Source organism: Dankookia sp. GCM10030260, assembly GCF_042666655.1.
In the GTDB taxonomy this organism is placed as follows: domain Bacteria; phylum Pseudomonadota; class Alphaproteobacteria; order Acetobacterales; family Acetobacteraceae; genus Paracraurococcus.
Map to the genome: position 1 here is coordinate 1 of NZ_JBHTDE010000010.1, position 12,663 is coordinate 12,663.

Sequence of the window (12,663 nt, forward strand, 5' to 3'; positions counted from 1 at the left end):
AGCTGCCCCGCCCGCCGCCCTGCGGCCGCGGGCGCTTGAGGGTCACCGCGCGGAAGATCGCATCCAGCCGGGCGCGCGGGTCGGCCATCGGCCGGCCGGCGCGGGGGTGGTCCGACAGGCCGCAGCCGTGCTCCGCCAGGACCGGCCGGAGCGCGGCCCATTCGGCATCGGTCAGCGGCGCCCAGGGCTGCGGCGGGGTCAGGCCGAAGGTCGGCCGGAGGTACAGGTAGTTGTGCAGGTCGTGGCGGGCGACGAAGTCGGGCGGCAGGATCTCCGGCGGGATGCCGGGGTCGAAGGGGCGGGAACGGGGTCGGCGGCGGCGCATGGGCTGGGTCCCTGGCGGAAGGACCTGGAACAAAGCAGGAATATAGGAAAAAAAGCAAGGGAAAAGGGCAGGAAGGAGCGGGGGTGAAGCCCCCCGCGCTGTCCTTGCCATCCACGGCTTCGGGCGGGCGCCTGGATACGGTGATGTGAGCCGTCCGGTCGGACGACCCTTGCTATCCCCGAACCATGCTCTTCATCTCCGACTTCGCCGATCTCGGCCTGGTCCTGCCGGTGGCCGGCCTGGTCGGGCTGACCCTGGCGCTGCTCGGCAGGCGGCGCGAAGCGCTCGCCTGGTGCCTGGCGGTCGCCGGCACGCTCGGCACCATGGCGGCGCTGAAGCTGCTGGTCTTCGTCATGGCCGGCCCCCTGGGCGGGGATGGTCTCGGCAACCCGAGCGGCCATACCGCCTCCGGCGTCGTGCTCTATGCCGGCCTCCTGGTCCTGCTGGCGGACCGGGTCGCGCCGAGGGTGCCGGTCGCCCTGCTGGCCGGCGTCGCCCTCGCGCTGCTGTTCGGCCTGGCCCGGGTGGCACTGCGGGTGCACACGTTGGCGGACGTGCTAGTCGGCGGCGCGGTCGGCATCGCCGGCGCGCTGGCCCTCGCGCGGGCCCTGGCACGCCCGGCGCAGCCGCGCCGGGCGGCCGCGGCCGGCGCGCCGGTGCTCGCCGCGGTGGCCCTGGCGGCGGTGCTGACCTTCCACGGTAACCGGCTGATCGCCGAGGCGAAATTGCGGGCGATCGCCGCGCAGATCCAGTCCGCCGGCGACCGCGCCTTCGACTAGACCAGGCGGCGCGCGGGCCAGGACGCCCGGATGCGTGGACCCGCCCGGGCGACAGGGAACCGGCGCTTCGCCTCAGCAGGCCAGGTACCCGCCGTCCACGTGCAGCTCCGACCCGGTCATGTAGGAACTCTCGTCGGAGGCCAGGAAAAGGATCGCCTGCGCCACCTCGTCGACCTCGCCCGACCGCCCGAGGGGGACGTGTTCCAGCATCTTCGCCCGGAACACCGGGTCGGCGGTGGCGCCGCTGGTGCGCATCGGCGGCATCAGCCCGGGGTGGACGCTGTTGATGCGGATGCGGGCCTCGCCTTCCTGCACCGCGACCGATTTGGTCAGCAGCCGCACCGCGGCCTTCGAGGCATTGTAGGCGCTGTGGATGCGCGGCTGGCCGACCACGCCGGAGATGGACGACAGGTTGATGATCGACCCGCCGCCGCCGTGCCCGCGCATGGCGGCGACCGCGTATTTCACCCCGAGGAAGCAGCCGCGCGCGTTGACCGCCATGATGCGGTCCCACAGCGCGGTGTCGTAGAGGTCGTTGGTGGCGCTGCCGGAGATGCCGGCATTGTTCACCAGCACGTCGAGCCGCCCCCAGGCGCCGGTGACGGCGCCGACCGCGGCCTCCCACTGGCTTTCCTCGGTGACGTCGAGGCGGACGAAGATCGCGGTGCCGCCGGCGGCGGTGATCTGGGCGACGACGGCCTGGCCCTCCGCCTCCAGCATGTCGGCGACGGCGACCTTGGCACCCTCGCGGGCCAGCAGCCGGGCGGTGGCGGCGCCCATGCCGCTGGCGGCGCCGGTGACCAGGGCGCATTTGTTGGCGACGCGCATGGCGTTTCCTTCCCGTTTATGCGGCGCAGCGTCGCAAGGCCGGGACGCGCCGGCAAGGGCATGCCGCGCCTGACCGCACGGCTTCGTGCGTCGAGGCGGGTGGTCCCGGCCCGGATTCGTATACTATTCCCCATGGATGCGCCCGTCGCGGGACGGTGCCGCGACATCGAGGGGACCCGTCGTCCATGGTGCATATTCGGCCCGGCCGCCTGAACCTTCGCCTGCGGCTCGCCTCCCGGCGCGACGAGGCCTTCCTGGAGGAGGGCGAGCAGCCGCAGTGGCGGCCGCGTCCCGGCCCGCCCGCCCGCGTCATCACCAGGCGCGAGGAAGTGGCCAGCAACGTCGCCTGGGCGCGGGTCCGCATCCAGGAGCGCTTCCGCGGCGCGGTGAGCTGGACCGAGGCGACCGGGCTCGGGATCTACGGCGCGGTGCTGCTGCTGCTGCTCGGCCGGCATGCGCCTGACGGCGCCGCCGAGGGGCTGCCGCTGCGCGATGCCGCGGCACCGCTGCCGCAGGCCCAGGGGGGCAGCGACCATGCCGCGCAGGTGGCGGCGGGCGGCGGCGCGGTGGATGCGGGGGGCGAGGTGCCGGGCCAGGCCGCGCCGGGCACCATCGCGGCGGCGCAGGCGGGCTGGGGTGCGCATGGCACCGGGCTGCCGGCCTCGGCCGCGGCGGCGCCGGTGACGGCGGCGCAGTTCGCCGTCGACTGGGCGCTGCCGGCGGCGCTGCAGCCGGCGGCGGTGGTCGAGACCGGGGCGCGCATGCTGGCGGCGGTGCTGCAGGCGACGGTCGGCGAGGCGGCGGCCTCGACGGTGGTGGCGCGGCAGGCGGCCGAGGCCGCCGCGGTGCGGGCGGAGGCGGGCAAGGCGGCGGCGCTCGGCACCAAGGCGGTGGCACAGGCCGAGGCCGCGGCGCAGCCGGTGCGCCCGGCCGAGGCGGCGGCGGTGCCGGAGAAGGCGGATCAGGCGCCGGGCAGCGCACCGGTGAACGCGCCGGTGAAGCTGGCGGTGGCGACCGAGGCACAGGCGCCGACGCCGAACATGACCGCGCCGAAGCCGGCGATGGTCGCCGAGATCGCGCCGATGCCGCGGCCGGCCGCCATGATGGAGAGCCCGGTCGTCGAGCCGGGCCCGATCGGCGCGGCGGCGCTGCCGGAACCGGCCGGGTCGGGCCAGGCGATGCAGGCGCCCGGGCGCGGCTCCGCCTGGTCGATGCCGGAACTCGGCCGAGGGCGTGATCCGGTGGAGGCCGCCCCGGCCAAGGCCGCGGCGGTCTTGGCGGAGGTCGTCGCCGCGCCAGTCGTGGCACCGCAACCGGTGGCCGAGGTGAAGCCGCCGGTCGAGGTCGATGCCCGGCCGGCAGCGCCTGCCAGGTTGGCGGACACCGCCGCCGATCTCCAGGGTGCCGCGCCGGCCATTTCGCCGGTGGTGGCGGAGGCTGCCGCGAGCAAGGTCGCCGGGGCCGTCGTCGCCAGGCTCGCCGATGCGGGCCCGGTGGCCGGCGCCCTCGCGGCGGCGCCGATCGCCGCGAAGCCGGCCGACGCTGCCGCGACCCTGCCGGCGGCGGCTGAGGCGACCAAGGCTGCAGCGGGCCTGCTGGCCGCGAAGCCGGCCGATGCGGCGGCCGGGATCGATGCGGGCAAGGTGACGGTCGCCGGCGGCCAGGCGGCCGGCACGATCGTCGCCAAGCCTGGGGAGCCGACGGCGGCGGCGATCGCCGATCCGGCGGTCGCGGCACCGGCCGGCCTGACGGATGGCGCGAAGCCGCTGCCGGTCGCGGCCGGCGCGGCGGCGACGCCGACCGGCGTGACGGACACCGGCAAGGCGGCGGGCGGCACGATGGCGCCGGCAAGTCAGGCCGGGGTCCTGGCGGTTGTACCGGCGCCGGCCAGCGGCGCAGGCCTGGACACTCCCTCCGCCGGGGTTGCCCTGGCGGTGCCCGGGATGCCGGTCGGCAAGGCCTTGGCCGATGTCGCCACGCCGACGACGGCCACGCCCGGTGCGCCGACCTTGGCCGTGGTCGTGGCCGGTGCCCCGGCCGCGGACGCCGGCGCAGCGCCGGCGGTGCTGGCCGAGGCGGTGAAGGTGGCCGGCGCGGTCGCGGCACACGCCGCGGTGCCGGGCATGGCGGCGGCCGGCGGGCAGGACGCGGGCCCGATGTTCCCGGCCGGGGTTGCCGAGGTGGCGAGCCCGGTGCAGCCGGTCGCGGCGCCGGCGGCCGCGACGATCCAGGCGGGGCCTGCCGCCGTCGCGGTGCTGCCGGGGATGGCCGCCGAAGCGGCGAAGCCCGTGCCGGCGGTCGTGGCGAATGCGGCCCCGGTCGCCGAGGCCGCGCCTGCCGCGGGGCACGATGCCGGCCCCGTGCTGCCGGCGGTCGTCGCCGAGATGGCGAAGCCCCATGACGCGCCGCCGGCAATGCCGACCCCGGTCGCCGAGGCCGCGCCTGCCGTGTTGCAGGATGCCGCCCCCGTGCTGCCGGCGGTCGTCGCCGAGGTGGCGAAGCCCCAGGACGCGCCGCCGGCAATGCTGGCCCCGGTCGCCGAGGCCGTCCCTGCCATGGTGCAGGATGCCGTCCACGTGCTGCCGGCGGTCGTGGCCGAGGTGGCGAAGCCCCTGGACGCGCCGCCGGCAATGCTGACCCCGGTCGCCGAGGCCGCGCCTGCCGCGGTGCAGGATGCCGGCCCCGTGCTGCCGGCGGTCGTGGCCGAGGCGGCGAAGCCCCAGGACGCGCCGTCGGCAATGCTGACCCCGGTCGCCGAGGCCGCGCCTGCCGTGGTGCAGGATGCCGGCCCGATGCTACCGGCGGTCGTCGCCGAGGTGGCGAAGGCCCTGGACGTGCCGCCGGCAATGCTGGCCCCGGTTGCCGAGACCGTCCCTGCCATGGTGCAGGATGCCGGCCCCGTGCTGCCGGCGGTCCTCGCCGAGGTGGCGAAGCCCCAGGACGCGCCGCCGGCAATGCTGGCCCCGGTCGCCGAGGCCGCGCCTGCCGTGATGCAGGATGCCAGCCCGGTGCTGCCGGTGGTCGTGGCCGAGGCGACGATGCCGATCGAACCGCAGGCGGCACCTGCCGCCACCGGGATCGCCGTGGCCACGCCCGACGCCAGCTCGGTGCCGCATGCGGAAGCCTCGCCGGCAAAGGCACTCGGCCAGGGCCTGGACCAGCCGGCGTGGGGGGTGGCGCCAGGGGTGCCGTCCGGCACGGCTGCCGCAGGTGATCCGCCGGCGACGCTGACCATCATGCCGGCCGCGCTCGACGCCAGCCAGGCGGCGCTGCCGGTCGGCCTGCCGCCGGCCGAGGCGGCGATCCTCGTGCCGGTGGCCGCGCCGCTGCACGATCCCCTGGAGCACCTCAGCCCGGGCCTGGCCGCGGCGCATCCCTTGCTCACCGCTGATGCAATGCGGCCGGATGCGGCGCATGCCATCGACCTCACCGCCGGCCTGATGCAGCCGGCCCATGCCGACCTGGTCTTCGCCTGAGGCGGGTCAGCCGTAGGTGACGGGCGTCTCGGTGCCGCGGCTGAGTTCGCGCGGCACCGGCTGGCCGGTGGCGGCCAGGGCCAGGGCCTCGGCCACCCGGATGCCGTCGACGCCGGCGGAGAGAATGCCGCCGGCATAGCCCGCGCCCTCTCCGGCGGGGAAGAGGCCGGCGGTGTTCAGGCTCTGCAGGTCGAGCCCGCGCCGGATGCGGAGCGGGCTGCTGGTGCGGGTCTCGACCCCGGTCATCACCGCGTCCGCGCGGGCGAAGCCGGGAATCTGCCTGTCGAATTCCAAGAGGGCCTCCCGCATCGCCGCGACGGCGAAATCCGGCAGGCAGCGCGCCAGGTCGGTCGGGGTGACGCCTGGCTGGTAGCTGGGGACGACATCGCCGAGCGCGGTGCTCGGCCGCCCCGCCAGGAAGTCGCCGACCAGCTGGGCCGGGGCGCGGTAGTCGCCGCCGCCGGCCTGGAAGGCCATGCTTTCCCAGTGCCGCTGGTACTCGACCCCGGCAAGGACATCGCCCGGGTAGTCCGCGGGCCCGATGCCGACGACGATGCCGGCATTGGCGTTGAACTCGGCCCGGCTGTACTGGCTCATGCCGTTGGTGACCACGCGGCCCGGCTCCGACGTCGCAGCGACCACGCGGCCGCCGGGGCACATGCAGAAGCTGTAGACGCTGCGGCCGTTCGTCGCGTGGTGCACCAGCTTGTAGTCGGCCGCCCCCAGCAGCCGGTTGCCGGCATTCGGGCCGAAGCGCACCCGGTCGATCATCGACTGCGGATGCTCGATGCGGACGCCGATGCTGAAGGGCTTCTGTTCGAGATAGACGCCGCGGTCGCGCAGCATGGCGAAGGTATCGCGGGCGCTGTGGCCGACGGCGAGGACCACGTGCTCGGCGGCCAGCGTCTCGCCATCCTCCAGCACCACGCCGCGGATCCGGCGTCGGCCATCGGCATCGTCTTCGATCACCAGGTCGACGACCTTGGTGCCGAAGCGGTATTCGCCGCCCAGCGCCTCGATCTGCGCGCGGATGCTCTCTACCATCGTCACCAGGCGGAAGGTGCCGATATGCGGCTTGGAGACGGTGAGGATTTCTTCGGGCGCCCCGGCGGCGACAAACTCCGACAACACCTTGCGGCCGAGATGGCGCGGGTCCTTGATGCCGGAATAGAGCTTGCCGTCGGAGAAGGTGCCGGCGCCGCCCTCGCCGAATTGCACGTTGCTCTCGGCGCTGAGCACGCCGCGGCGCCAGAGCGCCCAGGTGTCCTTGGTGCGTTCGCGCACCACGGTGCCGCGTTCCAGGATGATCGGCCGGAAGCCCATCTGCGCCAGCACCAGCGCCGCCATCAGGCCGCAGGGGCCGGTGCCGATGACGATGGGCCGCGCCGCGCCCGATGGCGCGCGGGCGACGAATTGGTAGCCGGTATCGGGCGCCGGGCCGATCCGCAGCTCGCCGGCATGGCGGGCGAGCAGCGCGGCCTCGCCCCGCACCGCCACGTCCACGGTATAGACCAGCATGATGGCGCGCGGCTTGCGCGCGTCGTAGCCGCGGCGGAACACCTGCACCGCCTCCAGCGCGGCGTCCGCGATGCCGAGCCGCGCCAGGATGGCGGCGCGCAGCGCCGGCTCGGGGTGGTCCAGCGGCAGGCGGAGTTCGGTGAGGCGGATCATGCTCGATCAGGCGATGGGGTGGCGGATGGGAGGTGGACCGGCGGCGGCGGCCGGGCGATCCTGCGGCCAATAGCCCGCGAGGGCCCGGCGGGGAACCGCGCCGGGCGGCGATCGCCGGCGGCAAGGCAGCGGACCAGGAGGAAGGGCATATGGAACAGCGCGTGCTGGGGCGGACGGGGCTGCAGGTCTCGGTCCTGGGCTATGGCGCCGGGGCGGTCGGCGGGCTGCTGGTGCGCGGCACGCCGGCCGAGCAGGAGGCCTCGCTGGCGCGGGCCTTCGAGGCCGGCATCACTTATGTGGATACCGCCGCCTCCTACGGCATGGGGGAGTCGGAGAAGACCCTCGGCCGGGCGCTGAAGGCGCTCAAGGCCAACCCGGTCCTCGGCACCAAGGTGCGGCTGCTGCCGGGGAGCCGGGGCGACATCGCCGGCGGGATCGCGGCCTCGCTCGAAGCCAGCCTGGCGCGGCTGGGCCGCGACAGCGTCGACCTGTTCCAGCTGCATGACGAGATCGGCACGCCGGAGGGGCTGCCGGCCGCGCAGGTGCTGGGCGAGGTGGTGCCGGCCATGCAGCGGCTGCGCGACCAGGGGAAGTGCCGCTTCCTCGGCTTCACCGCGCTGGGGACGGTGCCGGCGCTGCGCCAGGTGCTGGAAAGCGGCGCCTTCGACACCGCGCAGACCCCGTTCAACGCGCTGAACCCGAGCTGGCTGGCGCCGGCGCACAAGGGCGTCGTCGCGCAGGATTTCGCCCGGCTGGGCCAGGTGGCGGCGGCGCACGGCGTCGGCCTCATCGGCATCCGCATCATCGCCGCAGGCGCCTTGTCGGGGGAGGAGGCGCGGCACCCGCTGGCGATGCCCGAGGTGGCGCCGATCGCCTCGGCCGGCAGCTATGCCGAGGACGTGGCGGCGGCCCGGCGGCTGCTGCCGCTGGTCGCGGAAGGCGTGGCCGGGTCGCTGGCCGCGCTCGCCATCCGCTATGCCACCTTCGCGCCGGGGATGGGCTGCGCGCTGATCGGCACCGCCTCGGTCGGGCAGCTGGAGGAGGCGATCGCCGCGGTGGGGCAGGGGCCGCTGCCGCCGGCCGCCATCGCCCGGATCGGCGCGCTGCTGTCTTGAGCCTTGCGGCGGGGCGGCCGGCGGCGCCGCCGCTGGCCGGGTTCGGCTACCTGACCATCACCGCCACGGCCTGGGGGCTGAACTGGCCGGTGATGAAGCTGCTGATGCGGGACTGGCCGCCCTTCGCCTTCCGCATCTTCGCCGCCCTCGGCGCGGTGTCGCTGCTGCTGGCGGTGGCGGCCTGGCAGCGCGACCGGCTCTGGCCGGGGCGGGGACAGTGGGGCCGGCTGGTCGTCTCGGCGGTGCTGAACGTGTCCGCCTGGTCGGTGGTGGCGCCGCTGTCGCTGTTCTGGCTGGACGCGGCGGAGGCGGCGATCATCGCCTACACGATGCCGGTCTGGGCGACCGTGCTGGCCTGGCCGGTGCTGGGGGAGCGGCCGGGCTGGCGGCGGGTGGCGGGGCTGGTGCTGGGGCTGGCCGGGGTGACGCTGCTGATGGCCGGCACGGTGGGGGCGGGCGGGTTGTGGGCCAAGCTGCCGGGGGTGGCGGCGATCATGACCACGGCGCTGATGTTCGCCGGCGGCGCGGTCTTCACCAAGCGCTGGCCGGTGGCGATGGCCCCCGTGCCGCTGGTGGCCTGGCAGATCGCCATCGGCACGCTGCCGGTCTGGGTCATCGCGCTGGGCTTCGAGACGCTGGACTTCTCCCGCGTCACCTGGATGGGCTGGGGGTGCCTCGCCTATGTGGCGGTGGTGGCGCAATGCGCGGCCTATCTCGCCTGGTTCCGGGCGCTGCGGCTGCTGCCGGCCGGCGTCGCGGCGACGGGGAGCCTGCTGGTGCCGGTGATCGGGGTGTTCTCCAGCGGGGCGTTGCTGGGGGAGCCGCTGGGAGTGCGGCACGTGGCGGCGCTGGTGCTGACCTTGGGCGGGGTGGTGCTGGCGGCGCGGGGGTAGCGCCAACCATCCCGTGGGCGGCGCGTTGGCCTGCCGCGATGCAGCGGGAGACCCATGGCGTGGAACCGATGAAGCCCATGGAGCCGATGGATTTCGGCCCGGCCTGGTGGCCGGAGGAGCTCGGCCAGCCATCCACCAGCGGCGGGCAGGATGAGGTGAAGTACGCCTTCTTCCCCGAGGCGCGGCGGCTGGCGATCCGCCAGGACGGGCGGGTGACGGTCTACGACAGCGGCGAGCACCGGATCAGCGGCGTGTCGCAGCAGCAGGGCGCCGGGCGGTCGCTGGCCTTCAGCAGCGACCGGGGCGAGGTCAAGGTCGGCGACCTGCGGGAGGTCGGGCCGGGCTGACAGGCCAACACCTCGGCGGGCCGCTCTTACGACCGTCGTATGAGCGGCTTGCGGGTGCTGAGGGCGGTGCCGCGTCGTCGGGCAACCCACGACGTTTACGAACCGACGTGGTCACCGCCAAGGCCACAACCGGCCGACGCTTGTTCCCGATCAGCGAGGGCTCTTGAGCAGGGCGATTTTGTATGCGCTGAAATATTACGGGTTCTTCACAGGATATTTCTGCGGCAACCCGATTGAAGACAGTGCGCCTTGGCCCTGTTGGCCAGATCTGCTGCACAGAAGTACTAATCCAAAGTGAGTACATTTCCCTATACCAAAAATCCAATCTGACCGGGTGGCAAGCACTTTCTAAGCCTACGTTCCGCACATAAGGTCGGAACGTAGCACCAGCTTGCGCCCAATGCCTCAGGTTGAATTGGAGGAAAAATTGTGAAGTTGGCAGATATAAGCTCGATATGCGCCGCGCATTTAGGCCGAATTGTCCCTCGGATACCAAAGAATACTTTAGAGGATCAACTCAAGCTAAGTGGAAATCGCCCATCAGGCTTTGATTATTTAAGAATCATCCTTGCTGTTTCCATTGTATTTTGGCATACCGTGATGGTTTGCTACGGGCTGGAAGCAGAGATCCCTTTTTGGACCGGGTGGACTCGACCGCTCATATTTTCTATTGTTCCGGCTTTTTTTGCTCTGAGCGGGTTCCTGGTTGCCGGAAGCCTTCTGCGCAACAGCTTGCCGGCCTTTTTGATGCTTCGTGCATTGCGTATCTATCCAGCGCTTGCCTGCGAAGTAATAATCTCCGCGTTAATCATCGGCCCGGCTCTAACTGTTTATACGTATTCCGAATATTTCTCAGACCCGCTTTTCTATCGTTACATGTTGAACGCAATCGGCTACATTCATTATGAGCTCCCCGGAGTTTTTCTGGATAATCCGGGTGGTCGAGCGGTAAACGTCCAGCTTTGGACCGTTCCCTATGAACTTGAATGCTATCTGGCCATCACCGGGTTGGCAATCCTGGGAATTACGCGCTGGCCAGTCCTGTTGGCCGCCGCCATCGCCGGCTTGACCGTCATGTCCATGGGGAAAGACCACACTGACCTGTTGGTCAATTCAGTTCCTCCCGGACGACTACTGGTGCTCGCTTTTCTGTCCGGTGTGTTGCTTTATTTGTGGCGGAAGCGAATCACAGGCCATGTAGCTTTCTTCGTGCTGGTGCTCATTGTGGCGTTGCAACTTCTTGGGACTCACCACACCGCCACGCTTTCTGCTTTGCCGCTTGCTTATGTTACGGTCTGGCTAGGCTTGAGGAACCCGCCGCGCAACATCTTGGTTGCGGGCGCCGACTATTCCTATGGCATTTATCTTTACGGTTTCGCTATACAGCAGGCAATCGCGTTTCTGCTGCCCGAGTATCGGATCTGGTACGTCAATGGAATCCTGACGATCCTATTCGCGAGTGCGTTCGCGTATCTGTCCTGGCATTTTATCGAATTGCCAGTGATGCAACGAAAGCATCATATACTGTCATTCTTCGCTGTCCGTACACGGAGAGCAAAAGAGATGCTGTTCCAAAAACAGAATATCAAGCCGCAGGTTGTTTCGCCGAAATAGCAAATGAAGAAGGGCAGTTGCGGCTCGTTCGGCCATCGCTTCACCAAACTCCTGGCCTAGCCAATTCGTTAACCGACCGGACGCATACGGAATTCCGATGCTTCCGGCTCCCGCGGCGGCTTCGCCCATGTGAGGCAGGTGAGCGCCGCCTGTCAGGACCGCATCCGACGATTGCCAGAGATGGTGCGTCGCCGGTTGCCGGCGCCACCCCGATCGACGCCTTCGGGCATACGCTGTACTGCATCGCCTCCGGGCCCGACCAGCTGCCGGGCTTCGGTGACATGGTCCACGTCCCGGCCCTGCAGGCGCGCCACCCGGACTGGGGCATCTCTTTCGACGTCGATCCGGCCGGCGCCGTGGCGACCCGCCGCCGGGTGCTGGACATGGCGGCCGCCGACCGGCTGCTGGTCGCCGGCATGCACATGGACTTCCCCGGCCTCGGCCGCGTGCGGAAGGAAGCGGAAGGCTACAGCCTGCTCCCCGCCCCCTGGCGCCCCCTCCTCTGACTCGAGGGTTCCAGGGGCCTTTCGGCCTTTGGCGGGGGCGTGCGGAGGGGGCAGCGCCCCCTTTGCGGCTTCAGCACTCCAGCACGATCTTCCCGAAATGCTGGTTCGCCTTCATGTGGGCGAGGGCCGCCGGCGCCTCGGCCAGCGGGAAGGTCCGGTCGATCGGCAGCCGCAGCGTGCCGGCCTCCACCGCGCCCCAGAGGTCGGCCCGGGTCCGGCGGACGATCTCCCGCACCTCATCGACCGACCGCGTCCGGAAGGTCACGCCAATATACTTGATGCGCCGCGCCGCATGCAGGTCGAAGTCGAATTCGCCGGTGAAGCCGCCCAGCCGCCCCACGTTCACGATCCGCCCGAGGATGGCGCAGCATTTCAGGTTGCCGTTGGCGACGCTGGCGGAAACCTGGTCGACGATCACCTCGACCCCCTTGCCCCCCGTGGCCGCCAGCACCTGGTCCGGCCAGGCGGCGTCGCCGGTGTCGATCGCCAGGTCGCAGCCGTACTCGGCCAGCCTCGCCCGCCAGTCCGGGTTGCGGGAGGAGCCGAGCACCTGCTTCGCGCCCATCAGCTTGGCGATCTGCATCCCCATCAGCCCGACGCCGGAGGAGGCGCCCTGGATCAGGATGCTCTCGCCCCGCTGCAGGCCGCCGTTGGTGATGACGGCGTCGTGCATGGTCTGCAGCGCGATCGGCAGGGTCGCCGCCTGCACCCAGCCCATGTTGGCGTCGGGCACCGGGAAGACCCGGCCCCAGTCGGCCAGGGCATATTCGGCATAGCCGGCGGCGCCGCTGGCCATCACCCGCATGCCCGGGGCGATCGAGCCCGGCACCTCGGCGCCGACCGCGGCGACCTCGCCGGCGAATTCCATGCCGACGATGGTCCCGGCGCCGCCGATGGCGCCATGCGCGTGGCCGGCGGCGACGGCCAGGTCGGCGCGGTTGAGCCCCGCGGCACGGACCCGGACCAGCACCTGCTGCGGCCCCGGCCTGGGTTCCGGCACGTCCTGGACTTGGACCCCGGATGCGGTGACGACGGCGGCCTTCATGGCGATCTCCCCGGATTCGTTCGGCGCGGAGTGGACCCCAGAACCGCGCCGCGGACCAGGGGCG

At 71.9% G+C, this 12,663-nt stretch carries 11 protein-coding genes; 7 read left to right on the forward strand and 4 right to left on the reverse strand.

Features of this window, described 5'->3' with window-relative positions; genetic code table 11:
* A partial coding sequence (locus tag ACFQS7_RS23475) for a transposase (protein WP_380069574.1) occupies positions 1-325 on the reverse strand: 325 nt, incomplete at its 3' end.
* Positions 326-510: 185 nt separating this feature from the next.
* Here ACFQS7_RS23475 and ACFQS7_RS23480 point away from each other — a divergent pair.
* Positions 511-1,104 (forward strand): phosphatase PAP2 family protein, encoded by a 594-nt coding sequence (locus tag ACFQS7_RS23480; protein WP_380069575.1) that lies wholly within the window; start codon positions 511-513, stop codon positions 1,102-1,104.
* Between the two features lie 72 nt (positions 1,105-1,176).
* Here ACFQS7_RS23480 and ACFQS7_RS23485 read toward each other — a convergent pair whose 3' ends face one another.
* A complete protein-coding gene (locus ACFQS7_RS23485; RefSeq protein ID WP_380069576.1) occupies positions 1,177-1,932 on the reverse strand; it encodes an SDR family NAD(P)-dependent oxidoreductase in 756 nt (251 codons plus the stop codon).
* Positions 1,933-2,117: 185 nt separating this feature from the next.
* On the opposite strand from ACFQS7_RS23485, the gene ACFQS7_RS23490 reads away from it, so the two are divergent.
* A complete protein-coding gene (locus ACFQS7_RS23490) occupies positions 2,118-5,408 on the forward strand; it encodes a hypothetical protein (protein ID WP_380069577.1) in 3,291 nt (1,096 codons plus the stop codon).
* 6 nt (positions 5,409-5,414) lie between these two features.
* Here the strand turns inward: ACFQS7_RS23490 and ACFQS7_RS23495 are convergent, their stop codons facing one another.
* The gene (locus ACFQS7_RS23495; RefSeq protein ID WP_380069578.1) at positions 5,415-7,079 is read right to left on the reverse strand and encodes an NAD(P)/FAD-dependent oxidoreductase; all 1,665 of its coding nucleotides are present in this window, start codon (positions 7,077-7,079) and stop codon (positions 5,415-5,417) included.
* Positions 7,080-7,228: 149 nt separating this feature from the next.
* Here ACFQS7_RS23495 and ACFQS7_RS23500 point away from each other — a divergent pair, with 149 nt between their 5' ends.
* The 5 genes from ACFQS7_RS23500 to ACFQS7_RS23520 all read left to right on the forward strand — a co-directional run bounded on the left by ACFQS7_RS23500 (position 7,229) and on the right by ACFQS7_RS23520 (position 11,554).
* Complete coding sequence (locus ACFQS7_RS23500) at positions 7,229-8,194, forward strand: aldo/keto reductase (protein ID WP_380069579.1); 966 nt, start codon at positions 7,229-7,231, stop codon at positions 8,192-8,194.
* A complete protein-coding gene (locus ACFQS7_RS23505; RefSeq protein WP_380069580.1) occupies positions 8,191-9,087 on the forward strand; it encodes a DMT family transporter in 897 nt (298 codons plus the stop codon). Before ACFQS7_RS23500 ends, ACFQS7_RS23505 begins: the two co-directional genes overlap by 4 nt.
* Before the next feature lie 38 nt (positions 9,088-9,125).
* A complete protein-coding gene (locus tag ACFQS7_RS23510; RefSeq protein WP_380069581.1) occupies positions 9,126-9,434 on the forward strand; it encodes a hypothetical protein in 309 nt (102 codons plus the stop codon).
* Positions 9,435-9,863: 429 nt separating this feature from the next.
* Entirely contained in the window at positions 9,864-11,048 is a 1,185-nt protein-coding gene (locus ACFQS7_RS23515; protein ID WP_380069582.1) for an acyltransferase family protein, read from the forward strand.
* A gap of 281 nt (positions 11,049-11,329) precedes the next feature.
* The gene (locus tag ACFQS7_RS23520; RefSeq protein WP_380069583.1) at positions 11,330-11,554 is read left to right on the forward strand and encodes a hypothetical protein; all 225 of its coding nucleotides are present in this window, start codon (positions 11,330-11,332) and stop codon (positions 11,552-11,554) included.
* 70 nt (positions 11,555-11,624) lie between these two features.
* Here ACFQS7_RS23520 and ACFQS7_RS23525 read toward each other — a convergent pair whose 3' ends face one another.
* The gene (locus ACFQS7_RS23525) at positions 11,625-12,599 is read right to left on the reverse strand and encodes a zinc-binding dehydrogenase (protein WP_380069584.1); all 975 of its coding nucleotides are present in this window, start codon (positions 12,597-12,599) and stop codon (positions 11,625-11,627) included.
* Between the last annotated feature and the right edge of the window lie 64 nt (positions 12,600-12,663).